The organism is Bacteroides sp. MSB163 (genome assembly GCF_036416795.1).
In the GTDB taxonomy this organism is placed as follows: domain Bacteria; phylum Bacteroidota; class Bacteroidia; order Bacteroidales; family Bacteroidaceae; genus Bacteroides; species Bacteroides maternus.
The window spans coordinates 5,276,355-5,303,159 of record NZ_CP143867.1 but is presented as its reverse complement, the minus strand read 5'-3'; the positions used below and the strand labels follow the sequence as shown (position 1 = coordinate 5,303,159).

18 protein-coding genes, 1 tRNA gene and 2 pseudogenes are annotated in these 26,805 nt (G+C 45.8%); 9 read left to right on the top strand and 12 right to left on the bottom strand.

The window, feature by feature from the left end; all coding sequences use genetic code 11:
* Window positions 1-154 precede the first annotated feature (154 nt).
* Complete coding sequence (locus VYM24_RS20790; protein WP_291549594.1) at window positions 155-1,582, bottom strand: TolC family protein; 1,428 nt, start codon at window positions 1,580-1,582, stop codon at window positions 155-157.
* A gap of 191 nt (window positions 1,583-1,773) precedes the next feature.
* Between VYM24_RS20790 and VYM24_RS20785 the strand changes: the two genes are divergently transcribed.
* The 3 genes from VYM24_RS20785 to VYM24_RS20775 all read left to right on the top strand — a co-directional run bounded on the left by VYM24_RS20785 (window position 1,774) and on the right by VYM24_RS20775 (window position 4,806).
* On the top strand, window positions 1,774-2,001 hold the full coding sequence (locus VYM24_RS20785) for a DUF4492 domain-containing protein (protein WP_007213586.1): 228 nt from the start codon (window positions 1,774-1,776) through the stop codon (window positions 1,999-2,001).
* Between the two features lie 68 nt (window positions 2,002-2,069).
* A complete protein-coding gene (locus tag VYM24_RS20780) occupies window positions 2,070-3,623 on the top strand; it encodes a cytochrome ubiquinol oxidase subunit I (RefSeq protein ID WP_291549592.1) in 1,554 nt (517 codons plus the stop codon).
* Between the two features lie 37 nt (window positions 3,624-3,660).
* Complete coding sequence (locus VYM24_RS20775) at window positions 3,661-4,806, top strand: cytochrome d ubiquinol oxidase subunit II (RefSeq protein WP_291549590.1); 1,146 nt, start codon at window positions 3,661-3,663, stop codon at window positions 4,804-4,806.
* 79 nt (window positions 4,807-4,885) lie between these two features.
* Here VYM24_RS20775 and VYM24_RS20770 read toward each other — a convergent pair whose 3' ends face one another.
* The 4 genes and pseudogenes from VYM24_RS20770 to VYM24_RS20755 form a co-directional block, all read right to left on the bottom strand.
* Window positions 4,886-6,133 (bottom strand): type IX secretion system plug protein, encoded by a 1,248-nt coding sequence (locus VYM24_RS20770; protein WP_291549589.1) that lies wholly within the window; start codon window positions 6,131-6,133, stop codon window positions 4,886-4,888.
* Window positions 6,134-6,167: 34 nt separating this feature from the next.
* The gene (mtgA, locus tag VYM24_RS20765) at window positions 6,168-6,902 is read right to left on the bottom strand and encodes a monofunctional biosynthetic peptidoglycan transglycosylase (RefSeq protein ID WP_291549587.1); all 735 of its coding nucleotides are present in this window, start codon (window positions 6,900-6,902) and stop codon (window positions 6,168-6,170) included.
* A 123-nt stretch (window positions 6,903-7,025) separates the two neighbouring features.
* A complete protein-coding gene (locus tag VYM24_RS20760) occupies window positions 7,026-7,700 on the bottom strand; it encodes an OmpA family protein (protein ID WP_007213591.1) in 675 nt (224 codons plus the stop codon).
* A 95-nt stretch (window positions 7,701-7,795) separates the two neighbouring features.
* A pseudogene (locus VYM24_RS20755) lies at window positions 7,796-7,951 on the bottom strand (MATE family efflux transporter); the annotation flags it as partial.
* Here VYM24_RS20755 and VYM24_RS20750 point away from each other — a divergent pair.
* Window positions 7,952-8,461, top strand: a pseudogene (locus VYM24_RS20750) (DUF234 domain-containing protein); the annotation flags it as partial.
* Between the two features lie 80 nt (window positions 8,462-8,541).
* On the opposite strand, the gene VYM24_RS20745 reads toward VYM24_RS20750, so the two are convergent.
* Window positions 8,542-8,614, bottom strand: a tRNA-Lys gene (locus VYM24_RS20745).
* 145 nt (window positions 8,615-8,759) lie between these two features.
* Here VYM24_RS20745 and ettA point away from each other — a divergent pair.
* From ettA to VYM24_RS20725, 4 genes are all read left to right on the top strand, one after another.
* Window positions 8,760-10,457 (top strand): energy-dependent translational throttle protein EttA, encoded by a 1,698-nt coding sequence (ettA, locus tag VYM24_RS20740; protein ID WP_330940815.1) that lies wholly within the window; start codon window positions 8,760-8,762, stop codon window positions 10,455-10,457.
* 237 nt (window positions 10,458-10,694) lie between these two features.
* The gene (locus VYM24_RS20735; RefSeq protein ID WP_299088385.1) at window positions 10,695-13,442 is read left to right on the top strand and encodes a TonB-dependent receptor; all 2,748 of its coding nucleotides are present in this window, start codon (window positions 10,695-10,697) and stop codon (window positions 13,440-13,442) included.
* Between the two features lie 12 nt (window positions 13,443-13,454).
* A complete protein-coding gene (locus tag VYM24_RS20730; protein WP_299088388.1) occupies window positions 13,455-16,043 on the top strand; it encodes a hypothetical protein in 2,589 nt (862 codons plus the stop codon).
* Window positions 16,044-16,141: 98 nt separating this feature from the next.
* Window positions 16,142-17,431 carry a DNA/RNA non-specific endonuclease gene (locus tag VYM24_RS20725; protein ID WP_330940814.1) on the top strand — a complete coding sequence of 430 codons (1,290 nt, stop codon included), beginning with the start codon at window positions 16,142-16,144 and terminating at the stop codon, window positions 17,429-17,431.
* On the opposite strand, the gene VYM24_RS20720 is transcribed toward VYM24_RS20725, so the two are convergent.
* The 6 genes from VYM24_RS20720 to VYM24_RS20695 form a co-directional block, all read right to left on the bottom strand.
* Window positions 17,404-17,610 (bottom strand): hypothetical protein, encoded by a 207-nt coding sequence (locus tag VYM24_RS20720; protein ID WP_299088392.1) that lies wholly within the window; start codon window positions 17,608-17,610, stop codon window positions 17,404-17,406. The genes VYM24_RS20725 and VYM24_RS20720 overlap by 28 nt on opposite strands.
* A gap of 416 nt (window positions 17,611-18,026) precedes the next feature.
* Window positions 18,027-19,622 carry an endonuclease/exonuclease/phosphatase family protein gene (locus VYM24_RS20715; protein ID WP_330940813.1) on the bottom strand — a complete coding sequence of 532 codons (1,596 nt, stop codon included), beginning with the start codon at window positions 19,620-19,622 and terminating at the stop codon, window positions 18,027-18,029.
* A gap of 26 nt (window positions 19,623-19,648) precedes the next feature.
* Window positions 19,649-20,761 (bottom strand): endonuclease/exonuclease/phosphatase family protein, encoded by a 1,113-nt coding sequence (locus tag VYM24_RS20710; protein WP_330940812.1) that lies wholly within the window; start codon window positions 20,759-20,761, stop codon window positions 19,649-19,651.
* A gap of 87 nt (window positions 20,762-20,848) precedes the next feature.
* Window positions 20,849-21,802 (bottom strand): D-2-hydroxyacid dehydrogenase, encoded by a 954-nt coding sequence (locus tag VYM24_RS20705; RefSeq protein ID WP_291549571.1) that lies wholly within the window; start codon window positions 21,800-21,802, stop codon window positions 20,849-20,851.
* A gap of 49 nt (window positions 21,803-21,851) precedes the next feature.
* Entirely contained in the window at window positions 21,852-23,129 is a 1,278-nt protein-coding gene (locus VYM24_RS20700; protein WP_291549570.1) for a replication-associated recombination protein A, read from the bottom strand.
* Between the two features lie 71 nt (window positions 23,130-23,200).
* The gene (locus tag VYM24_RS20695; protein ID WP_299088403.1) at window positions 23,201-25,789 is read right to left on the bottom strand and encodes a DUF5686 and carboxypeptidase-like regulatory domain-containing protein; all 2,589 of its coding nucleotides are present in this window, start codon (window positions 25,787-25,789) and stop codon (window positions 23,201-23,203) included.
* A gap of 142 nt (window positions 25,790-25,931) precedes the next feature.
* On the opposite strand from VYM24_RS20695, the gene VYM24_RS20690 reads away from it, so the two are divergent.
* The gene (locus VYM24_RS20690; RefSeq protein ID WP_330940811.1) at window positions 25,932-26,801 is read left to right on the top strand and encodes a glycosyltransferase family 2 protein; all 870 of its coding nucleotides are present in this window, start codon (window positions 25,932-25,934) and stop codon (window positions 26,799-26,801) included.
* Window positions 26,802-26,805 lie beyond the last annotated feature (4 nt).

The window sequence follows — 26,805 nt, the reverse complement described above, 5'->3', positions numbered from 1 at the left end:
TACATTGTACCTTGTTCCCGAATCAGTCGTTACCTTTGCCTATCTCAGTCGTTACCTTTGCCTGGTTACTCTAAAAGGATTGATAATCAGGGGTTTGAGATGATATGAATTGCTGAGAAATATATTGATATACAGGCTCGTTTACGTCATACGGTTACAACTGTATGCCTTCGCCCTGGTAGAAGCGGAGCAACTGCGCATTCAGTATTGCCATGTACTTGGCTTGCAGTGTTTCCTGCTGTGCGTTGAGCAGATTATTCTTCTCAGTCAGCAGTTCCACGGTATTCTTCATGCCTAGGTTGAATTGTTCCTGAATCAGATCGTAACTGGTCTGCGTGCTGCGCAATTTCTCGGCAGCGGCAACATATTGCTGCTGTGCACTGTTGGCATCCAGCCAGAGGCTTTCTATGGTCTTGTATAAAGTCTTCTGCTGATCCAGCAAGTCCAGTTCACTGGTCTGCTTTTGCAGACGGGCCTTTTGCACGGCACTCTTGGTCTGACGGTTGGTGAAGATGGGGATACTTACGGTCAGTCCCAGTGAGTTGTTCCAATTATTCTTTACCTGTTCGGAGAAGGAAAAGTCGTTGCCGTTGGCATTCGTTGTACCGATACCTGCGCTGAGGCTTAATGTCGGAATATATCCCGCTTTAGCGATGCTGATGTCAAGGTCGGATGCCTTCACATTCAGTTTGCCCGACTCTATCTCCGGGCGGAAAGTGAGGGCGGCTTGATACACATCCGTCTTGGTGGGTAGGGGTATCAATACATTCTCATCTCCCAGGGAGGGCAGATAGAGGTTCATTTCCTTTTCACCATCCAGTTCAAGTAGTTGTTTCAGTTGTAGTTTGTAGTCCTGAAGGGTGGCTTGTGCCGTCACTAACTGATATTTATCTGTGCTGACCTGCGCATCCAGTTGCGCAAGGTCGCTCTTGGCGATGCTTCCGGCTTCCAACAATTGCTGCCCGCGGTCACGTTCGGCCTGGCTGACGGCAAGTGTATTTTCGTTCACTTTCACAGCTTCGGCGGCATAGAGTATCTGCACGTATATCTGCGCGATACTTTCCTCGATGGAATTTTCACTCTCGGCAACGTTGAGCTCGGCGATGCGATTGTTTAGTTGCTGTTGCTTGATGGTGTTCAGACGCTTGCTACCGTTGTAAAGGGTCCAGTTGGCATCAATGCCATAACTGCCGTTGTACGAGGTTTTACTGCTACTGCTGGTGATGTTGTCGCCACTGATGATGGTACCGCTTTCACTGTTCGGGCGGTTCACAATGCGCTGGCTGATATTTGCCGAGAGGCTGGGAAAAAGGGCGGCCTTGGCCGTTTTTACATCTACTTCTGCGCTTTCCGCACTGATACGGTTACGCTTCAGGGTGATGTTGTGTTGCAAGGCATAGTCGATGCAAGTCTGCAAATCCCACTCGGCGGGAAGTGCTGTGCCAGCTTCGGGAGCGGCATCGGATGCCGTTAACTCTTGCGATGCAATGGGAGCGGCGTCCTGTGCCCTCAGTGTCGTGCTTCCGACACAGGCGCTTGCTACGCAGAGTGTTATCACTGTCAATCTTCTTACGTTTCTCATATCTTCGTTATGCTATATTGTTTAACGCTTGCGAAGATATGGTGTCGGAAAATGCCCTGCAAAAGAGATAGACGGTTCTGAATTTTTAGTCGTCGGAATGCTTTTTTATGTCGATGACTAACTTTTTGCCCTTTTATTTGTTATTTAATATATAAAAGTTTTATATTTGTAATGATTATAAATTTTCTATTATGAAGAATACAGTCCTGAAAATCTGGCGTTTTTACGTCGATGGTTTCCGAGGTATGACACTTGGGAGAACTTTATGGTTCATTATTCTGGTGAAACTCTTCATCATGTTCTTCATATTGCGCCTTTTCTTCTTTCCTAATTATCTGAATACGCCGGCCGTAGGCGGAGATAAAGAAGAGTATGTGGGCAGGGAGCTCATTCATCGTGCTATTGGTGATCCGCCTTGAGTAAAGCAATAACTCCTTTAACTTCTGAGTAAAGCAACTAACAATTAATAACTATAACTCGATTTCTTATGCTTGAACACATCGACACTTCTCTGATTGACTGGTCGAGGGCACAATTTGCACTGACCGCTATTTATCATTGGATTTTTGTGCCGCTCACACTGGGGCTGGCAGTCATCATGGGTATCATGGAGACTATGTATTATCGTACGGGTGATGAGTTTTGGAAACGCACCGCCAAGTTTTGGATGAAACTATTCGGTATCAACTTTGCCATAGGCGTGGCGACGGGACTGATTCTGGAGTTTGAGTTCGGAACCAACTGGAGCAATTACAGTTGGTTTGTGGGCGATATCTTCGGGGCACCGCTTGCTATCGAAGGCATTCTGGCCTTCTTTATGGAGGCTACTTTCATTGCGGTCATGTTCTTTGGCTGGGACAAGGTGAGCAAGAAGTTTCACCTGGCATCTACCTGGCTGACGGGACTTGGTGCTACGATTTCGGCCTGGTGGATACTTGTGGCAAATGCATGGATGCAAAATCCGGTGGGGATGGAGTTCAATCCGGATACAGTGAGAAATGAGATGGTGGACTTTTGGGCAGTGGCATTGTCGCCTACGGCGGTGAATAAGTTTTTCCATACGGTGTTGTCCGGCTGGGTGCTGGGTGCCGTGTTTGTGGTAGGTGTGGCGTGCTGGTTTCTGCTGAAGAAGCGGAATAGGAAGTTCGCATTGTCCAGCATAAAGATAGCTGCTTGGGTAGGTTTGGTTTCGGCCCTGCTCTCTGCATGGACAGGAGACGGTTCGGGCTATCAGGTGGCACAGACGCAGCCGATGAAGTTGGCTGCCATGGAAGGATATTATGAGGGGCAGCAGGGGGCCGGATTGGTTGCCATCGGTATGCTGAATCCTGAAAAAAAGACTTATAATGACGGACAGGATCCTTTCCTGTTCAGAATAGAGATACCAAAGATGCTTTCGTTACTGGCGGAAAGGAAGTTGGATGGATTCGTACCCGGTATCACGGATCTTATTGAGGGTGGCTATCAGTTGAAGGATGGAACGCAGGCACTTTCTGCCGAGGAGAAGATAGAACGCGGGAAAACAGCGATTGGTGCGCTGGCTGCTTATCGTGCTGCACAGGCTGCGGATAACGATGCCGAAGCTGTGGAAGCTGCCAAGGTGTTGAAGGAAAATGTAGCTTATTTTGGTTATGGATATATTAAGGATGTAAATGACCTGGTGCCCAATGTGCCACTGACATTCTATGCATTTCGCGTGATGGTGATGTTGGGCGGATACTTTATATTATTCTTTATAGTTGTATTGTTCCTGGCATACAAGCGGGATTTGTCAAAAATGAAATGGATGCACTGGGTAGCTCTGTTGACTATTCCATTGGGCTATCTGGCCGGACAAGCCGGATGGGTGGTTGCCGAATGTGGGCGTCAGCCATGGGCCATACAGGATATGCTGCCTGTAAATGCAGCTATCTCAAAGTTGGATGTCGGCTCCGTGCAGACAACATTCTTCATCTTCCTGGTATTGTTTACCGTCATGCTGATAGCCGAAATCGGTATCTTGCTGAAAGCGATAAAGAAAGGACCGGAAATTGAGGATTGATTAAGACTTAATCTTTAATACTTAATACTTAAATTATATGACCTACGTTTTTCTACAACAATATTGGTGGTTCGTGGTATCATTGCTGGGAGCCCTTCTTGTATTCCTGCTGTTTGTGCAGGGTGGTAATTCGCTTATTTTCTGTCTGGGCAAGACGGAAGAGCACAAGAAAATGATGATTAACTCTACCGGGCGGAAGTGGGAGTTTACGTTCACTACGCTGGTAACGTTTGGTGGTGCGTTCTTTGCATCTTTCCCATTGTTTTATAGCACGAGTTTTGGTGGTGCGTACTGGCTTTGGATGATTATTCTGTTCAGCTTTGTGTTGCAGGCTGTCAGCTATGAGTTCCAGAGCAAGGCGGGAAATCTGCTGGGAAAGAATACATACCGTACATTCTTGGTGATTAATGGAGTAATAGGTCCGGTGTTGCTGGGCGGTGCGGTGGCTACGTTTTTCACCGGTTCGGAGTTTTATATCGCTAAGGGGAATATGACGAATACGGTGATGCCGGTTATCAGTCATTGGGCAAATGGTTGGCATGGTCTGGATGCGTTGACTAATCCATGGAATGTAGTGCTTGGGTTGGCGGTGTTCTTTCTGGCTCGTATTCTGGGGGCTCTTTACTTTATTAATAATATTGATGATAAAGATCTGGTGGCACGTAGCCGCCGTTCGTTGATAGGTAATTCCGTGTTGTTCCTGGTGTTCTTCCTGTCGTTTGTTATCCGTACGCTGTTGGCAGATGGATATGCGGTGAATCCGGAGACGGGCGAAGTCTTTATGGAACCGTATAAGTATCTGACGAACTTTATCGAAATGCCGCTGGTATTGGTGCTGTTCCTGATAGGAGTGGTACTGGTGTTGTTCGGTATAGGAAAGAGTTTGTTGAAGACAAAGTTTGATAAAGGTATCTGGTTTACGGGCATAGGTACAGTGTTGGCAGTACTTGCATTGTTGCTGGTTGCAGGATATAATAATACGGCTTATTATCCTTCTACCAATGATTTGCAGAGTTCACTGACGTTGGCAAACAGTTGCTCCAGCCAGTTTACACTGAGGGTAATGTTCTATGTTTCCTTCCTGGTTCCGTTTGTTCTTGCGTATATCTTCTATGCTTGGAGAAGTATTGATATACATAAGATTAGTGAAAAGGAAATGAAAGATGGAGGACATGCGTATTAGATAGTTACGAGTTACGGGCTACAAGCTACGAGTAGCTGCGCTGTCACACTGAAAAGTACTCGTAGCTTGTAGCCTGTAACTATTTATAATGTACCTGTTGCATCCCGATCAGCCTGTCGTATCTTTCTCCAAAGGCCCGGTGGTAAACAAGGATCAGATATTCATTCTCTGTCTCATAGAAATTCCCCTCTGCCTGTGCAGTACTTCCTGCGGTGGTGCCGGGAGCCACATATAAGTATTGATAATTATACGCTCCCTGTTTCAGTAATTGCGTGCATTCATAAGCATGCGTTTCTGCATTATACTTCAACCGACTCTCTTCATTAAAATTATCATAAGTAAAAGCTCCTTGCAGATAGAAGTTCCCTTCAGTTAGCGGGTTCTCCCATAGCAGAGAGAAATGAACGAAGAAGTAATCTGCTTCAGTAGCATTATCTACCGCCTCGTCATATCGTATTACGAAGCGTCCGTTCTGATCTTGATCGTAACTGTAGTTTAGTAAGCGAGGCTCGTCCGGGCGGAGTGTGACATGATAGTAAGGAGCATGATAGCGAATACTCTCCACACCTTGCGAAGCATAGCGGGTACTCACCATTTCAAAACGCCGGTACTCGTTTCCCGCAGGAAATATCAAGGCCCGGTTATGTTCGTAACGTAGCTGATCGGGACCAATATAGGAAGGATGCAGATTCGTTACCCGGTTATCCGTACGATTATCCTGTAAGACGTGTACTTTGACTTCATTCTGCGGATTGCGGATAGGATATCCTTTATACTGAATGCTAAAACTCACCTGCTGGTGCGTTTTATTCCGGTCTATCTCAGTGTCACTGCTGACTTGTGCCGATACGTTCACCTCCTTTTGCAATACCCGGAAGCAGGTAGTGAAAGCCGGCTTATTCTTTCCCTCAGCATCGTCATAAACCGTCAGACGGTAGTTACCCGAAAGTTTCAGTTGTACCTGGTCGTTAGGAAGTGTCAGACGGTAATGCGTGTAGGGCAGGGTAGTATTGACGGAAATATCGTGATCTTCTATCGGATTGTCATTGAAACCATCCAGATATTCTGTTTCGGAAAGATCCGAAGGTGTCCAGTCCGCATTGCAGTGCGTGAGGATGTACTGGTAGCGGTGGTAATCGTGAGTCAGGTGGTCGAAAGATATTTCTACAGTTTCATTCTCTCCCAGCCGGATGACGGCAGGAGACATATAATCATTGTTGGCAATGACCTGCACCGTATGTATATGCTGATTATAAACTTCCGTACGCTGGGCATGCACCCCGCAACAGATGATACAAATCAAGAATAGCGACAAGACTTTTTTCATTCCTTACCATATTAAGCATACAAATATACACAGATTATTTCTTTTTCCTCTTCTCACTTTTCTGCTTCTTGACTTCTTTCTTTTCTACCGGAGGGAATTTGGGAACCAATTTCATCAATCTCAGGATTTGCGATTGTCTCCGCAGAATGTAAGCTGACGGATGCGCCGAATCAAAACGTATCGGATTGGGGAGTGTTGCCGCTATCAATGCACATTGTCCCGCAGTCAGTTTGGCGGCAGTGGTATGGAACTTATATTTGGCGGTAGCTTCTGCTCCATAAATACCTTGTCCCATTTCGATGGAGTTGAGATAAACTTCCATAATCCGTTCTTTCGACCAGCATAGTTCTATCAACCAGGTGAAATAAACCTCGAATCCCTTTCGTACCCATGAGGATTGCGGCCAAAGGAATACATTCTTTGCGGTCTGTTGGCTAATAGTACTGGCACCCCGTTTCCGTTTGCGGGTTTCATTCTCTTTCATGGCTTTTTTTATCTCTTCGAAATCGAAGCCGTTGTGGGTGGCAAAGCGATTATCTTCCGAAGCGATAACTGCCATCGGCAAATGAGGGGAGATCTTATCGAAAGAAACCCAAGTATGATGCCATACCGGCTTTTCGCCTTTGAAGAGTTGCTGGGTGCTGCGGATTACCATGAGGGGAGTGGTGTAAACAGGGATAAAGCGATACAGCACCACTGCCAGAATAGTGGAAATAAAGAAAAAGAGTATCAGGTTGCGGACTATCCGCAAGACTTTCTTTATACTCATTGTCGTGATTTTTAATGTTAAAAAGCTACGAGTTACAAAAAGCTACAAGCTATAAGTGCCTTTCGGACTGATAGCGTGGCAACTTGTAGCTTGTAGCTTTTTGTAACTTGTAGCTTATAGAGCTTACTTGCCTGCTTCTGCATTCTTAATCATCTGCTCGCTGGCGTACATGTAAATATCTACGCGGCGATTCTGGCTGGCTGACATGCTGTCGTCATACTGATTGTAGCCTACGCCTTCCACCTTCTTGAACTGTGAAGGAGACACACCGCAATCTTGCAGATAATTCTCTACGGTATATGCACGGTCTTTTGAAACCTTCATGTTAGCTTCATACGTACCTACTTTATCCGTATGGCCTACGATTGCAATATCTGTTGTAGGGTCTTCTTTCAATATCTGGGCCAGTTCACGCAGAGAAGACTTGGAAGTATTGCTCAATGTAGATGAATTGAAACCAAACAGGATACCTGATTCAAAAGTCACCTTTACAGCGGCTAGACCATTGGTATCTGTTACTTTCTCTACCTGTGCGCCTTCAATTTTGGCAGCTTCGGCGGCCTTCTTATCCATCTTATGACCGATGGCAACACCTGCACCCGTACCTACTGCTGCACCTACCGCTGCACCGATAGCCGCACCCTTACCTTTACCGATCAATCCACCGATAATGGCACCGGCAGCAGCGCCCGATCCACCACCTATCACACCACCTTTGGCAGTGTTATTCATTGTGCTGCAACTTCCCAATAATATAGCACCGCTCAATAGCAGTACACTAATCTTAATCTTTTTCATACTTTATTCTTTTAAAATGTTACTATGTTTATAATGCAAAGTTAGTTATATAACAATTATATTGTTATTATGTTTAGGGATTTTGTTCTGCATTTTTAGAGTATTTTTCTCTTTATCAATATAAACCACGAGGTAAGGATAATTCCTTTGGCGATAGTTGTTGCACTTACAGCCCACCATATGGCGTCTACGCCCATTCCCATGTGTACCAGGAACAGTGCTACGGGAATACGCATATAGTTAGCAGCTATGGGGGAATAAGCTTGGGCGGCCAATTAAAGCGATTGGAAGAAGATTACGATCTGGTAAAGAAAAAACGACCTATACTTTCCAAAGAGAATTCGCAAACAGTTCGCTACGATGTTTCTGACCTCTTTTTACGTTTTTGGTTCAGATACTTCATTAAATATCAAAATTATATTGAGATACAGAACTACGAACGCTTGGCTGATATTATCAAAAAGGATTATCCTACGTTCTCCGGTTTGGCACTTGAAATGTATTTCCGTCAGCAGATGATAGAAAGTAGGGAGTTTGCGGAGATTGGTTCATGGTGGCAAGGGAAAAATAATAAAGACCAGGATGAGATTGATATCGTAGGTCTGTACGCTGAAGAGAAGAAAGCTTTAGTAGCCGAAGTAAAACTACAATCCAAAAACTTTAAACCAGATTTATTTACACTTAAGGTAGAGGCTTTGCGGAAAAAAGTTTTATTTAAGTATGAAATAGAAAGTCGTTTGTTCTCGATGGATGATATGTGATCCGAAGTGACAGATTTAATGGAGATTGAATTTGTTGTCAAAAATAAAAAAAGCCCCTGTAAGTCAGAGGCTTTTTTCTGTGATCCAGCTGGGGCTCGAACCCAGGACCCCAACATTAAAAGTGTTGTGCTCTACCTGCTGAGCTACTGAATCAATCCTTTATTGCTGTTAAGCGGGCGCAAAGATAGAGACATTTTTTGAAAATGCAAAAGAATATCTCTTTTTTTGTTATCTTTGCCCAATATTCATCGAATGGGAATAGCATATACATTATTAATATAATACACTTAAAAACTTTATGGCAACAGTTGACGATAAAAAGATTATCTTTTCTATGGTAGGGTTGAACAAGACCATTCAGCAGAACAACAAGCAGGTGCTGAAGAACATCTACCTTTCGTTCTTTTATGGTGCAAAGATTGGCATCATCGGTCTGAATGGCTCCGGTAAATCTACCTTGCTGAAGATTATCGCCGGGTTGGACAAGTCTTATCAGGGCGAAGTGGTGTTTTCACCGGGTTACTCAGTGGGCTATCTGGCTCAGGAACCTTATCTGGATCCTACGAAAACCGTAAAAGAAATTGTAATGGAAGGCGTACAACCTATTGTGGATGCACTCGCTGAGTACGAAGAGATTAACCAGAAATTCGCTCTGCCGGAGTATTACGAGGATGCGGACAAGATGGATAAGCTTTTTGCTCGTCAAGGAGAACTTCAGGATATCATCGATGCAACTGATGCCTGGAATCTCGACAGTAAACTGGAACGCGCTATGGATGCTCTTCGTTGTCCGCCCGAAGATCAGCTTGTAGAACATCTTTCGGGAGGTGAACGTCGCCGTGTGGCTCTTTGTCGCCTGCTGTTGCAGAAACCCGATGTGCTGTTGCTGGACGAACCTACCAACCATCTTGACGCTGAATCCATCGACTGGTTGGAACAACATTTGCAGCAATACGAGGGTACGGTGATTGCCGTAACCCACGATCGTTACTTCCTCGACCATGTGGCAGGCTGGATTCTTGAACTCGACCGTGGCGAAGGTATCCCCTGGAAAGGTAACTATTCCAGCTGGTTGGAGCAAAAGACCAAGCGCATGGAAATGGAAGAGAAGACCGCCAGCAAGCGCTGCAAGACGTTGGAACGTGAGTTGGAGTGGGTGCGTATGGCTCCTAAAGCACGTCAGGCGAAAGGTAAGGCGCGTTTGAATTCTTACGATAAATTGATGAATGAAGATATCAAGGAGAAAGAAGAAAAACTTGAAATCTTTATCCCTAATGGTCCGCGTCTTGGAAATAAGGTTATTGAAGCGAAACATGTGGCAAAGGCCTATGGTGATAAACTTCTGTTTGATGATCTCAACTTCATGCTTCCACCCAACGGCATTGTGGGTGTAATCGGTCCTAACGGTGCGGGTAAAACAACACTGTTCCGGTTGATTATGGGGCTGGAAACGGTAGATAAAGGTGAGTTTGAAGTAGGAGAGACCGTAAAGGTAGCTTATGTCGACCAGCAACATAGCGATATCGACCCGAACAAGAGCGTATATCAGGTTATTTCCGGTGGCACGGAGCTGATTCGTATGGGTGGACGTGATATCAATGCACGTGCCTACCTGTCACGTTTCAACTTCTCCGGTGGAGATCAGGAGAAGCTCTGCGGTGTACTTTCGGGTGGTGAACGTAACCGTCTGCATCTTGCTATGGCTCTGAAAGAAGAGGGCAACGTGTTGTTACTGGACGAACCTACCAACGACATTGACGTGAACACACTTCGCGCTCTTGAAGAAGGTCTTGAAGATTTCGCCGGATGTGCTGTAATTATCAGTCACGACCGTTGGTTCCTCGATCGTATTTGCACCCATATACTTGCGTTCGAAGGTGACTCCAATGTCTTCTATTTCGAAGGCTCTTATTCAGAATATGAGGAAAATAAACAGAAACGTTTAGGGAAAGAAGAACCTACCCGTGTACGTTATAGAAAGCTGATGAATGACTGATAGCAGTGAGAATCTGATAGTATAACTAATATTTTCATGACAAATAGAAAGCTCTACAAAAAACTTGTAGGGCTTTTTTGTTATAAAAAGTTTCAATAACTCCTATATACCCTAAAATTTTGTAGCAGAAATGTAATACAAATCTAAATCTTATTAATTATATTTGCGTCTTAAAACAGTATTTAATACTTAATTAACATTCGTAATTAACACATTTAATTAACAAAAAACAGAAGTATGAAAAAACATCTAATTCATTTCCTGTTGGTGGCTGTGCTGTCCGTATGCAGTGCTGCGGCATTTGCCCAGACTACAGTGAGGGGGCAGCTTGTTGACTCGGAAACAGGCGAACCGTTAGTGGGCGCTGCTGTTATGGTAGAAGGCACTTCACAAGGAACTGTGACTGACATTGATGGTTATTTTAAGCAAGATGTTGCTCAAGGTGGGACATTGGTGTTCAAGTATGTAGGTTTTAAAGACCTCAAGAAGAAAATAACACAGAAGGGCGCTTCTGTTGATTTGGGTGCTATTCAAATGGAGCCGGATGCAGTGGTGTTGAAGGACGTGGTGATAACTTCGTCTGTGGCAGTAGCCCGTAAGACTCCGGTGGCAGTATCTACTGTTAATCCTGTGTCTATTGAAGATAAGATTGGTTCTCAGGAATTACCACAGCTCTTGAAGTCGACGCCAGGTGTTTATGCCTCCAATGAAGGTGGTGGTTATGGTGACTCTAACGTAAAGATTCGTGGCTTTAAGTCGGAGTATGTGGCTATGATGATTAATGGTGTGCCTATGAACGGAATGGAGAACCAAAAAGTGTATATGAGTAACTGGGGTGGTCTGATTGACGTGGCTAGCAGTATTCAAATACAGCGCGGACTCGGCGCCAGCAAGGTTTCTACTCCTTCGGTGGGTGGTTCGCAAAATATTATCACCAAGACCACTGATGCCAAGATGGGTGGATTTATTTCTTATGGCATGGGTAACGACGGTTATAATAAGGTGATGTTTAGCGTATCTTCAGGTCTTACAAAAGATGGCTGGGCCTTTACTTTATTAGGTGCCAGGGATTCGCGCGACGGTTATATTCAAGGTACAGAATCTGAAGCCTACACTTGGTTTATGAGTGTGGCAAAGCGTTTCAACGATAATCATCAGCTTTCATTCACCGCTTTTGGCGCTCCTCAGTGGCATAATCAGCGTAATATGGCGAATGGGTTGAACATTAAGGAATATCAACGTGTGAAACAATGGATGGGTGAAGAGAGCCCCTATCGTTATAACTCTACTTTTGGTTATCGTAATGGTCAAGTGATGAATTCTTCACGCAACGAGTATCACAAGCCTCAGATGTCGCTCAACCACTTGTGGCAGATTGACCATAAGTCAAGTCTCAGTACGGCTGCTTATATGTCTATCGGTACGGGTGCAGGTTATAGTGGTACAGGTGTGACGGGTTACAGCAGCTCTTGGTATGGTACGGGTAATGATGGTACAGTGAATACTCAGTTCCGTTGTCCTGACGGTACTTTCGATTACGATGCTGTGGATAAACTCAATGCTGATAACTATACTAATCCGGTGAACGTAAGCGGTATGCCCAACTATAATGGTTCGTTGATGATTATGAACAAAGCTTCGAACGACCACTTCTGGACAGGCTTGATTTCTACTTATACTACCAAGCTTGGTGATTACTTTGATTTCTATGGTGGTATTGACTTCCGTTACTATAAAGGATTGCACAAGAATGTGATTACTGACCTTTTCGGAGGACAGTATTATGTGGATTCTTATAACCGTAAAACTGTATTGGCTGAGAATAGCCTAAACGGTGGAAATGCTGCTTGGGTGAATCAAAAGTTAGGTGTGGGTGATGTGATTCGCCGTGACTATGATGGTTTTGTGATGTATGAAGGTGGCTTTGCCCAGTTGGAATATAATAAAGATAAAGTGAGTGCTTTTGTATCGGGTGGTCTTACTAATACCAGCTATTGGCGTAAAGACCGTTTCTACTATAGTGGCGACAAGCAGGTATCTTCGAAGAAACATTATTTGGGTGGAAACCTGAAAGCGGGTTTGAACTATAATCTCGATGAATATAATAATGTATTCTTCAATACCGGATTCATCAGTCGCGCTCCTATTTTTGATAATACTTTTATCAATTCTCAGAGTTCGCACGAACGCAATCCTGACGCTAAGAACGAGAAGGTTTATTCTTTTGAATTAGGTTATGGATATCGTAGTCATTATTTTACAGCTAATGTGAATGCTTACTATACCATGTGGAAAGACAAAGCTTTGTATGATACCGGATCTTATGAAGATGCGAATGGAGCTTCTCAGCGTTGGACAATGAACATGAGCGGTGCGCAGGCAAACCACATGGGTATAGAGCTTGACTTCATAGCTAAACCTTTCCGTTGGATGGAAGTTAACGGTATGTTCTCTTGGGGAGACTGGCGCTGGAATGGTACGGCAAAGGGCTTCATGATGAATACTGAAGGACAGATAATGGCGAACAGCCGTGGTGAGATTGCTACAGACATGAACAATGTGGATCAGTACAAGTATACTATCAAAATGGACAATGTGCAGGTAGGCGGTTCTGCTCAAACCACAGCCGCTTTAGGATTGACATTCCGTCCTATGAAAGGTTTACGTCTCAATGCCGACTGGAATTTCTTTGCGCGTAACTATGCTGACTATGATATTGATGCGAGCCAGGCTACCCAGAAAGATGCTTATGTGGTGGAGAAACCTTGGGAGATTCCTTCGTGGAGTACATTCGATGTTAGTGCGGGATATACCTTTGATTTGGGTAAGATACGTGCTACATTGAGCGGCAATGTAAACAACCTGTTCAATCAGGAGTATATAGCCGATGCCCGCGATGGAAGCAATCACGATTGGGAAACTGCCACACGCGTGATTTATGGTTGGGGACGTACTTATAGTGTAAGACTGAAGTTTAATTTCTAAGTGAACATATTTATGAAGAAACATATATTATTAGGAATCGCATTGGCTTCACTGTTTACGCTCGGAGCCTGCGACTACAACGAGGATAATTTTCCCGGATTTGATGAGAAAGCAACCATCACAGATGTTCGTACGGATACTCTCGTGCTGACGGATGCCTATTATGGCAAAATAGCCTCTATGCCAAAGAACCAGGGGTTGGCTCTCTCCAAGGATCCGGAGAACCAAACCTATCTTACGGCATTGAATCAGTTAGGTAAGACCAAGATGTTTACCGATATGGTAGCTCCTGAGGACTATCTGCCCGCATTTGTAGATTCGCTTTATGCTTATCTATCTGATAACTCCAAAGTTTTGGTGCGCTATAATGTCGGTAAAGAGCAGCCCGAATATCTCTCCAAGATAAACGAGGCCGAGAATTTTGACCTTACTTCCGCTAATTACGCCACAGTATGGGGCGAGAGTATGGTGGTAAAATACCTCACTCCCTCTACACTGAAGAAAATTCCCGCTTTGCTGAAAGAAGGTGTCAAGAGTCCCAAGGAGGGTGATGTACGTCAAGTAAATTATGCTTGGTCGGAAACCGAACCTAGTACAGGCGGTGGAGAATTGCCTGAAACAATTGATAAAATATCGGATGCTTTGGCTGAAGCAGGGGATTATAAGGTACAGGGTACTGTAATAGCAACCTATGCACGCGGATTTTTGTTGAGCGATGACAGTGGACAAATATTGGTTTATCTTAATGTGAAGCCAAATTACACGGTGGGCGATATCGTGACCGTAGAAGGAACTACTAGTAAATATGCTAATGTGATGCAGTTTGGTAATACTTCCGTGGTGACAAGATCAGGTCGTGCTGATTCATTCAGCTATCCGGAACCTAAAGAATATACAGGAGCACAATTGGATGCTTATGTAGGAAAGGTTGATGGATTTCACTATGCGAAAATTGTAGGCGAATTGATCATTGATGGTAATTATATAAACTTGAATGTGGCTGGAGCTACCAAACAGGGGGCTATTTCATATCCGTTTGATGGTGTGGTTGACAAGAGTTTACATGGAAAACAGGTGGAAGTAATTGGCTATCTGATTGGTGCGACCAGTCGTTATAATGTTATGGCAACGTCGGTTGAACCGGTAGATGCAGCGAGCACTTTCTCTCCGGTAGGAGAGGTTGCACTTGCCAAACCGGGCGAATATGCTGTAAAAGGACAAGTTATAGCCAAGTATCAGCGTGGATTCTTGTTGAGTGACGGTTCTGGAACAATTTTGGTATTTGACAAAAACGGATTTGATTTCGTGCCAGGGGATATTGTAAAGGTATCTGGTGCTGTTACTAATTATGCTGGATTTAATCAATTTGGAACAACACCGGTATGTGAAAAATTGGCAGATGGTACTGCTAAAGCTCCTACCGCTTTAAGTTTGGATGCTACTGCAATGGAAGAGTATCTTACTGCGCCTTTTATTGCTTATGTGGAATATACTGGCAAACTGAGTGTTTCAGGTACTTATTATAATGTAATCATTTCAGGTACGGATAAGTGTCAGGGAAGTATTCAATATCCTATTGATGGAGTTGTTGATGAATCACTTAACGGTAAGCAAGTGACAGTAGAAGGTTATACATTAGGCGTAAGTGGTGGTAAGTATATTAATACTATGGCGGTCAAAGTGAGCGAAGCCACTACTACTAAGGCTATTTCTCGTGCTGTTACCCGTGCTTCGGACGTGAAGCCCAATGCTGCCGCTCTCTATCGGTATGATGGTTCGGCTTGGACGGTGTACGAAGAAAGTGCAAGTATTGGCATCAGCGTAATGCAACCTGCTGATTATGTTGCTACTGGTTCGGACTATTTGAGCAATGCCGATGCTGTATTGCCTATTTATCTAAAGAATGCATTCCCCTATGCGCAAAGTGGTGATACCAAAGCAGTGGCTTATTTCGGTAATAAGGATTATGCTGTGATGGCTGATGAATATGGTTTCGATGGTACTGCATGGGTGAAGAAGAACACTGAAACGGAAACTGCTGAAATGGCGTTCTTGAAGACTTCTGGAAGTTGGGCGGAAGCCAAGGAGTATTACAGCAATGACTTTGCTGGCGTAGTTCACAACGGTGCTCATAAGGTGAATGTGAAGCTTGATGATATGGATTATGTATGGAGTGATGGCGCAGGTTATACCCGCATTAAGGCAAGCGGATATTATCAACGTAACCGTGATACGGAGGCTTGGCTTGTTACCGGTGAGATAGACCTGACCGAGGCTATTGCTCCGCAGGTGGTGTTCATGGCTTCAGCTGATTATCTGTATGGAGGTAAGATTGAGAATGCGGTGTCTGTACACGTGTCCGATAATTATATTCCTGCTGATTCTGAAAAGATGGATGAAATTGTTGCGGCATTGCAGGCTGCAACATGGAGTGAACCGCTGTCTTTCGAATGGCCTACAAGCTCTAAAGAAATTGAAATGCATTCTTCTATGGCCGACTATGTGGGCAAGAAGGTATATGTGGCATTCCGCTATGTAAGTACTAACGAACCTGGATTTGCTCCTACGTTCTATATGAGTAATTTTGTGGTGAAGGAATAATTTCTGAGAGAATACTATAGGCAATGTGGTAATGAACCTTGGATGGTCATTACCACATTTGCTTTCTTAATACTATTAAATCAAAAAGAGAAACAAAGATGAAACAACTATCTTACCTATTTCTTTTGCTGGCTGGTCTTTGGTTGGCAGGTTGTGATGATTCTTCAGACGCTTCGCTCATTCCTGAGATAATACCTACTGAGCAAGGTTCTGACACTTACGTGATGAAAGGCTACGAGTCGGCTGGTAATGGCTTCAACGTTTATAAACCTGAGGCTATCGGTACTCCTTTCTATATTAAGTCCAAGGCTTTTACAGGTCGTAACTATGCGTTTGCTCCTGTCAGTGGTGAATCGCTCGAAGGGCTTACCACCATTCCAGCTGCCAATGCTTTCAGCGAAAATGCCGAAGTGAAACCTGCCACTTGCTATTGGGTGCGTTTCAACCGTTACAACCATTATCAAATGGGAAAGCTTCGCGTGGCCTATATTAACGGCAACGAAGTGGGCATAGAGTATGTGGCCGCTGATGATGTGGACGTGAACAATGCCAATGTTGCTAACGGTAATAAGGCTGACAATCTTGAAGTTCCCGCTCTCAATACTGCCAATCAGTATATCGAATATTATGCTAGTGTATCCGATGAAGAGGGTGCCAAGCAGGTACTTAACTTCTCTTTAGAGTATATTGCTTCTAAGAAGCATTCGGCTTGGGTAGCATTCGAATTTGATCCCATTACTTCGCAAGACAATGTTAAACGTACCAACGAGTGGGAACAAGACGATCCTAATATAGACAACAGCGTGGAGGTGACCGAATCCATGCACAAGAGTGACGGCTATGACAAAGGACACATCTGTGCCAGCGAAGACCGTGTTTACAGTACGAGCGCTAATAAGCAGACGTTCTATTATAGTAACATTTCACCACAGATAGGAAGTTTTAATCAGAAGTATTGGGCAGCCCTGGAGAAGCAGGTGCAGACTTGGGGGCGTTCTACCGGCAACGGCGTGTATGATAAGCTTTATGTGGTGAAAGGCGGTACTACCGACCGTTTACTCACTAACTTCACTGGTGTGAAGAAAGCCAATGATGGACTTTATCCCACTACAAATGCCGAGGGGCTGACTCCTGGTGGTCTGATTTGTCCCAGTTATTACTACATGGCTTTGTTGAGTGAGAAGGCAGGCGTTTATCATGCTATCGCTTTTTTTGTTCCTCATTCAGAGTTATTGCCAGATAATCCCGGAAAAAATGAGTTTATGGTTTATGCAATTTCCATTGAAAGTTTGGAGTATGAGACAGGCATTGATTTTTTCTGTAACTTGCCCAATGAGATAGAGAAGAAAGTTGAAGCTGTTTACAATGCCGAAGACTGGGTTTGGTAAAAGACAAGATATAATAAAAATAGAAGAGGTTGTGTCAAACGTTTTGATACAACCTCTTTTTTAGATTCCCTTTTTCTTTGTTGCCACTGTTCCTTCTTCGCCTCAAAACACGGGTACTCTTTTGTTTGTTCCATCGGCTCCACTTTCCCGTTTCCATTTGAAATTACTTTCTTTGCCATTACTATCATAGGATAGGGGGTAGAAGTTCTCAAGAATATAAGTACCGGAACGATCATGAATTTAAAGTGGTCGTATTTATAAGTATATAGTTGCTTCCTATCATGGAAATTCTGTTTACTCCAAATGGTAACTTGGTTCACCCCATATGGTAACTCCATTTACATACCGAGGTAAAGGTCGTTACATACCGAGGTAAAGAGCGTTACAATAGGAGGTAAAGGTCGTTACATACTGGAGTAAATGCTTTTACATTGGCATGTAAATAGATTGTAAATACTATCTATTGATAATCAAAGTGTTATCTAAATATCTGAACAGTACTACTTCATTTCTGAGTGATAATACAAAAAAGTGACTGTTTAAAGTATAACGAGTTAAAGGACCTCTAATGTGACGATGAGCCTGTGTTCTTTCGTTATGGGAGCACTGCTTTGCAGGTGGTGCAGCCACCTTGGTGGTTGTAAGCGCGTACCAGATAGAAGCCGTGCGCCAGATTCCGGACGGGCAGGGTGAAATGATTGTCGGTGCTTCCTGTATTGGGAGCGTTGTATGAGGCGATGACTTGTCCGCTGACGCTGACAATCTCCACACGGGCAAGGGTAAGGTTGGCAGAAGTTACTAAAGTGAGGTAGCCGCTGCGCGGATCGCCTGTTAGGCGGATAGAAGGGCGGGAAATTGTCGGAGCTTCGATACCTGTGCTGCCGTTCCCCAGATTCAGGAAGGTGACGATGGGGTTGTGGTCGGAGCAGCGGTACATATTGTCTTTCTGTACGCCGCTTTGGTCGACGTCCATTTTCTGTGGTTCGTCGGCGTTGATGCGGAAGGGACGGGCGTCGGTTACTTGCTTTTCAAGAGTACTTGTGCCCAGACTGTGATCCAGATAGCCTACTGCGTAACTGCCATTGCTGAAGTAAGCATAACTGTACTGATTGGGGGCATAGGAGGTGAGCAAATTGACCAGGCCACCGTCTTCGAGGGTACGGATTGGGTCTTCGCAGGTATAGGCGTTCAAGTCGCCTACTATCAGGACGTCTGGATCATTGTAGGTTTTCGTGATTTCTTTGATGAACTTCAGGGTGGCTTCGGCTTCCTGCACGCGGCGGGGATTATAAGCACCTTGACCGTCACCTTTATCTTTGTATTGCTCCGGAACATTGCTGCCTGATTTTGATTTCCAGTGATTGCAGCAGAGGATGAAACGCTCCTGATTGCTGTTCAGTTGGAAACCTTGGGCGGTTTTGCGTTCCGGCAGGTAATTGTCGGCGAGTTTGTTCAGACTGATGGCGCCCACGAGGGTAACTGCATCGCTATTGTAGATGAAACAGGCCATGTCCTGCACGTTGTCTTTATAATAGCGTGTCTTGTATTTCTGCGTGTTGCAGTTCCGGTTCAGGAGCTGGCAGAGTTCTTCCAGTCCGGCGGCTCCTTCTACTTCCATAAAGGCGTAGATGTCGGCTTGCAGTGCTTGCAGGGCGAGGGCTACTTTGGGCAGCTTGATGCTATAGGTGCTTACGTTTTTGCCGAAGTGTTCCAGGTTGAAGCTGACCACTTTCAGGTTGTACGTTTCCGGGGTGTCGCAGGAGGTGGGGCGTTCGTTACCTTTGAATTCGGGTTTCCGGGTCAGGGTGATGGTGTATGTGCCGTTGCTGTAGCTGGCTTTTCCGGTCAGTCCTTCTATGGTTTGCCCGATGCGGCAGGTTCCGTCTGCATCGACGATGGGGAAGGAACCTTGCTTTACGGTGAGTTGGTTTTTCTGGTTCTCCAGGTTCTTCTGATTGAACATATCCACACCCGGTTCGAATTTTTCGGTAGGAGTCCATAGCTGGCCGTTGGAAAAGGTCAGTGTGCCATACGTGTAGCTGTAGTTGTTTGTCAGCGTCAAGGTGTTTGTAATGGTCACTTCTTTCCCGTTCAGGGCACTTGTTTTGAAGTCGTCGGGGAAAATAACAGGTTGCTGGGCAAACAGTGATATAGGGATCAGATTAAGAAGTAGAAGTAGCGGTTTTTTCATAGGTAGTTTCATTAGATGGTTGTTTCTCATTTCTTTATTTTCATTTCCATCAGCACCGGATTATGGTCGCTGCACAGGTCCAGATCGGGCGAGTAGTAACGGTATCCTTGGATGCCGGGCGAATGGAATATGTAGTCGATGCGCAACAGGCGTTTGAAGTAGCGGTAGGTATACATGTAGCCGCGACCGCTGGTGCGGAAGCCGTCTTTGAGGACATCGGACAGTTCGGCGTAGGTGTAGGAGGATGGCAGGGAGTTGAAGTCACCGCAGGCCAGTATGGGGTAGGGGCTGGCAACTACCAGTTGGCGGATGCTGTCCGTTTGTTCGGCGCGTTTCACGAAGTTATCGTGCAGGGAAGTGATGGCGCCTTGCACGACTTCTGCTTCACGACGGGTGTCGTTACTGTTGGCAAGTCCACGTTCCCATTTCCGGCGGTTCTGGCTGACGCTGGTGGTCTGTAAGTGGTTGTTGAGCAGACGGACGGTGTCGCGTCCCAGGATAATGTCGCACTGCATGCTACAGTTGGCGCTTTGCTGGTAGGAAATGAACTGGGGATTGACGAGCGGGTAGCGGCTGAACACGGCGATAGGAAGTACTCCGCGGATAGAATCCTCGGTAGGGATCAAGGCGTAGCGCCAGTGGGAAAATACGTTACGGATGCTGTCCATCGGGAAGTATTTGTTGTCGCCACATTCCTGGAAGCAGAGGACGTCGACTTCCTGTTCTTTCATGTAGCGAGCGATTTCCTTGCAGGAGTAGCCTGTAATCTCTCCTCCGAAATTGCCAACGTTGTAGGTGGCTATTTTCAGGTATCCGTCGGCATAATTGCTGCTGTAGTGGCCTTCGGGAATCTTCTTGGTGAAGCTGAATTGGAAGATGGCAAGGATATATCCGTAGTTAAAAACTAATGCTACAAGGGGAACGAATGCCCAGCGCTTGCGGGCGAATGCCCAACAGATGGCGACTAACAGATTGCACAGCAATAGTGCGGGCAATGCTAATCCTAGTACGGGCATGTACCTTGAATTGGCGGGGTCGAAGTTCCCGGAGAATGCAGCAATCATCGTGACAAGGGCCAATACGATGCTCAGGAGGACTGGAATGCTGCGGAATAAACTTTTGATTTCTGATTTTCCCATGTTGTGATAAAGCTACAAGCTACGAGTTACAAGCTACGAGGGGCTGCGCTATCATACCGAAGTCATTTGTAACTCGTAGCTTGTAGCTTATTTTATTACATTTACCGGTTTTCCGTCAATATATGCTTTTAAGTTGCTGATAAGAATATGTACCAGCCTTTGGCGGGCTTCAAAGTTGGCCCATGCGATGTGAGGGGTGATGAAGCAATTCCGGGCGGTGAGTAACGGATTGTCGGCACGGGGTGGTTCTTCGGAAAGAACATCCAGTCCGGCGGCGTAGATTATGCCGGCATTCAGGGCATTGGCAAGATCTTGTTCGTTGATGAGCGGACCGCGTCCGGTATTGATGAGGATGGAGGTGGGTTTCATCAAGGAGAGGCGGTTGGCGTTGACCAGTTCACGGGTACTGTCGTTCAGCGGGCAGTGCAGGCTGACGATGTCACATTCGTGGAACAATTGGTCGAGTTCCGCTTTACGGATTTCGGGAGGAAGTTGGAGGCGCGATTTGGAAGTGTAGGCCCATACCTTCATACCGAAGCCGATGGCTATACGGGCGGTGTTGTAGCCGGTCTGTCCCAGTCCTACGATACCGATTTTTTTTCCGAGCAGCTCAATGAGTGGAGTGTCGTAGAAGCAGAAGTCGGGATTCTTGCTCCAGTTTCCCTTGCTGACTTCTTCGGAATAATGGCGTACTTGCTGGGTGATGTTCAGGATATGGGCAAATACCATTTGTCCGACAGAGGGGGTACTGTATGCAGGGATATTGGTGATGATGATGCCGCGTTCGCGGGCGGCGTTGATGTCTACCACGTTGTAGCCTGTAGCCATCACGCCGATGTATTTCAGATCGGGCAGGGCAGCCATTGTCTCGCTGTTGATCACTACCTTATTGGTAAGGATGGCTTCTGCACCGGCAGCACGTTCAAGAACTTCGCCGGGAGCGGTGCGATCATAGATCGTGCACTCGCCTAACTCTTTCAGCTTATCCCAGCACAGATCACCGGGATTCGTGGTGTAACCGTCTAATACTACAATTCTCATTTTGTATATATTTAAAGTGAGTACGCAAATTTAGGGAAAAGATTTGAGATTACGATTTTCTGAACTTATCCTCACCCCACAACGCTTTCATCCGTTCCGCATGTTTCTGCTCGGCAACATTGTCCTGTGCTTCCCACAGACGGCGGTCTTTCAGCTCGTCGGGCAGAAATTGTTGCTTGACGAAGTGACCGGGATAATCGTGCGCATACTTATAATTGTCTCCATAACCCAACTGTTTCATCAGTTTGGTAGGTGCATTGCGCAGGTGCAGGGGTACGGGCAGATTACCGGTCTGGCGTACAAGCTCCAGGGCATTGTTGATGGCCATGTAGGCGGAGTTGCTCTTCGGGCTTGTGGCAAGATAAACGGTGGCTTCAGCCAGAGGGATACGTCCTTCGGGCCAACCCACTTTCATTACGGCGTCGAAACACGCATTGGCAATCAGCAAGGCGTTCGGGTTTGCCAGTCCCACGTCTTCCGAAGCGGAAATGACAAGACGGCGGGCGATGAATGCGGGATCTTCTCCGGCTTCCACCATGCGGGCCAGCCAATAGATGGCACCGTCGGGATCACTGCCACGGATGGATTTGATGAAGGCGGAAATGATATCATAATGCATCTCTCCGTCTTTGTCGTAGGCAAGCGGATTCTGTTGCAGGCGTTCTGTCACCATCTCATCGGTAATGACGACGGGATCTCCGGCTTCGGAAGAAACAACGAGATCCAGAATGTTGAGCAATTTGCGGGCGTCTCCACCACTGTAGCGAAGCATGGCGGTGGTTTCTTTCAGCTCGATGGTACGCTCTTTCAGTATATGATCGGTGGTAATGGCACGTTGCAACAGTTCCAGTAAATCATCTTTTTCCAAAGATTTCAGCACATAGAGTTGGCAGCGTGACAGCAGCGGACGGATTACCTCAAAAGACGGATTCTCCGTGGTGGCGCCTATCAGCGTCACTGTGCCTTGTTCCACAGCTCCGAGCAGTGAGTCTTGCTGTGACTTGCTGAAACGGTGTATTTCATCAATGAACAGGATGGGACTGCCTTGCGAGAAGAAACGGTTGCTCTTCGCGCGGTCTATCACTTCGCGCACATCTTTCACTCCACTGGTCACAGCGCTCAGTGTGTAGAACGGAGTTTCCAGTTTGTTAGCGATAATCTGTGCCAGAGTGGTTTTGCCTACACCCGGAGGACCCCATAGTATGAACGAAGAAATACGTCCTGCGTCAATCATCTTGCGCAGCACCGCACTCGGTCCTACTAAGTGTTTTTGACCGATGTACTCGTCTAAGGTTTTAGGGCGAAGCCTTTCTGCTAATGGAGTCATTTTAATTACGAATTATAAATTACGAATTGCGAATTACAAATTAATCGTTTGTAATTCGCAATTCGTAATTTCTAAAATATCATTAATATCATGAAGCGTATGCCATCTTTCTTTACTCCCGGTATATCGGTGTAGGTGAGGCGGCGTACATATTCGATATGCAACAGCTTGAATATGTTGTAGATACCTACACTGGCTTCCAAGTAGGGAGTGCTGCCCATTACGTGGCTGGTGGGGACACCGTCGCGCATGGGGAAAAGGAACAACTCGCTGTTATGGCTCTTGTACGGATTGTTTTTGTCCGTCAGGGTGCCGTACATACCACGGATGCGGAAAGTTTCGCGCCATTTCAGCTTCTTGATAAGCGGGATGCGGTTGAACAGCTTTCCGTTCATGTCGTAGGTCAGGGCGAGAGAGGCGTAACGGTCGTTCAGGAACTCCATGTTGTTGATCAGGCTGAATGACTCGTTGTGCTGGGTGATGTATGACAGATTCGCCATGGGCAGGTTTAGCAAGGGGAACGGTACAGTGTTCCACTGCGCGCCGGCACGGGCGGTAATATCCAGTTTACCCCACGAACCGAACCAGAAACGTTTACGGATACTGGCTTCTGTAAGGTTGAAGTTGTACTCACCGCCTAACACGCCTTTCAGACCGAGAGTATGGGAGAGGGAGAAGATCGGAGCATCCAGCGATACGGGCACACGGCGCTGCTTCGTGTTGACATACGTCTCACCCGGTGCGTAACGCAGGGTGACACCGAGTTCGGTGGTGGTGATGTCCTTGATGAAGGTATTCGTATCATCCCATATTCCGGCGATGTTACCGTCGTTTTTCCAGTATTGCAATACACCTCCGGCAGGCTGGTCGTTGCGGTGGCGCGCCATGGCTTTGATGGAGAAACCGGTATTGGTTTCCAGTTCGTAGGTCAGGGTAGCGTCGCGCATGTACGACATCTGGTCTACTTTGGTCCACTTCCAGCCCACAAACATATTATCCTTGTCCGTTGAGAGGTATTTATCCATGGGGGACATGACGTCGTAACTGTAATCGAAAGCCAGGTAGTGCTTGGGGAATTCCCACAATACATATTCGCGCTTGTTGAACGAGTAGGCTGCCTGACCTTTATAGAACCATTTCTTGTCCTTCGTACCGTAGGCCGCATATCCGCTGAAGCTCCAGTGCGGATCGAGGTTACCGGTGGTCATACCACTGAGACGGAAACGTGTACCATTCACGTAATTGCTTGTGATGGTGGTATTGATAGGCCCGAAGTCGAACTTGCTGGGGTGTTTCTTGGTGCCCGTTTCCACGAAGTTCTCAATCAGGGCTTTCGCACCGAAGATGACATATTTGAATCCGGGAATTTGCTCAATACGGTTCATGAAGACGTCCATGTTACTCTCTTTCTTTGTGAGGGGAACCTGACGCACACTCGCCCAATATTCATCACTCTTGTTGAGCATGTTGGCTTCTTTGATGACGTTGCCTTTCAGGCGGAAGAGACGAGGTTCAATGTCTTCAAAGTTGTAATTAGAGTATTTGGTAGTACGCTGCACTTCAAGTCCTTGTATACCTTTTACGAATTGCAGTTCTACGGTCATGTCATCGTCCGTAAGTACCCAGTTTCCGTCCGGCATCTGCTCGAATTGCTGCACTATGTCGAGGTTGTCCACAAAGTTCACACCGGTCTTTTTGGGCAGGTTCATGGTGCACTTCTTGACGGCATAAGTAGAATCCTTCACTACATAGAGATGTCCCGTGAAACCGAAATCCTGTGAGTTTTGCGGCACGAAGGTGAGGTGCACACACTCCTGACGGTCCACCATGATGGTGTCCATGAGGTAGTATTTATAGAAACTGATGGCCCCACGACCGATGGGGCTGACGAAGCGGCGTTGCAGGAGCCGGATGTCATCGTCGTAGATATTGACATCGGAGAAGACATCGGTCAGGATGGTTCCCAACATGTCTCCCGTATTGAAAAATTCCTCGATACCGCTGGAGTTCATACCCTCGATGATGGTCTTTTCGCTTTTGGGACTTTTGCGGTAGATGGTTCTCGAAGACGTCTCCTTGATGGAGATGGGGAGGATCATCTTGTTGGTCTTGGGCGATACTTCCACCTGGTCTTTAAAGAATGAGAATTTCTTGTAGATGCCCTTTTCCATCTTTTCGGGGGTGACGTCATTCATGGACATCTTCATCTTTTCGTATTTCTGATACTGGTAGAAGTCGTTGGCTTCCAGTTTCAGTTCTTTCTTGTTCTCGATCACTTTCCTCATAAAATCCACGGCGGGATTGTTCTTACGGGAGTATTTCTCTTTCTGGGGCTTCACCACAACTTCGGAGAGCATGACGTCGGCAGGTGCCAGTTTCACGTTCAGTACTTTGGTGGTGGGCTTCAGGGTAACTTTCTTGGTCACGTATCCGATGGCGGAGAATGATAATTCATTCCAGCCTTTACGGGTTTCCACTGTGTATTCGCCTTCGGCATTGGTGATGGCACCCACGCCTTTTCCCTCGTATTGAACGGTGATGTACATTAATGGTTCATTGGTGAGGGAGTCAGTCACGACACCTTTAATCTGTGCGGATGCGCTGTGTGCGACGAATAATGACAGCAGAAAAAGGATGAGAACTATATATTGTTGTTTCATATTTAAGTCAGTATGAGGCCGCAAAGTTAACAAAATACAGCTAAATAAGAAGTAAATATAATCTAAAGAAATAAGAGGAATGTTTATATCTGCTTTAACTTTCATATGATTTGTGCTATATTTGTCGCGTAAAATTCACAATATGCTGTCCATACTCATTCCGGTGTATAATATAAATTGCGTCTCGTTGGTTCGGAAATTATATGAGATGGCCCTGCTGACGGAGTTTCCTTTCGAAATTTTGGTGGCGGACGATGCGTCGTGCCGGAAAGTGAGGGAAGAAAACCGTGTGTTGAACCGATTGGACGGATGTCGTGTGCTGGAACTGGAGACGAATCATGGTCCCGCATTTATCCGCAATTATTTGGGTGAACAGGCGCGTTATCCTTATTTGCTTTTTCTGGATACGGACACAAGTCCGGTAGGTGAGGACTTTCTTTCTTTATACCTCAAAAATGCGCGCGAACAGGTAGTCTGTGGTGGTTTTTGTTATCCGGAGGAGGGGGACTCCTTTCTGCGCAATAAATACGGAGCGCAGGTGGAAGCGCAACCGGTTGCCGAACGTCGCAAGCATCTTTATCAGCGATTTATAAGTATGAACTTTTTTATTCCGAGAGAGCTTTTTCTGCGTGTCCGTTTTGACGAAACGTTTCATTTGGGATATGAGGATACCGCTTTCGGAAAGAGGCTGGAAGATGCGGGTATACCAGTGTTGCATATTGAAAATCCAGTCTGGCATCTGGTGGAGGAAGATGCGGCTTCTTTTTTGGTGAAAACACGCCGTTCTGTGAAAAACCTCTTGGGCTGTGAACAGGAATTGCTTCCATACGTCCGCTTATTGCGCTGGTACAATAGTTTAAAGCGGTTTCATGCTGTTGCACTAACCGCTTTCCTATTTCGTATATCTGAGAGTCTTTTGGAAAAGAACCTGACAGGAAAACACCCCTCTTTACGGCTTTTCGCTTTCTATAAGTTAGGTTATTTCTGTTGGTTATCTGTTTATAGGAGTTGACTCC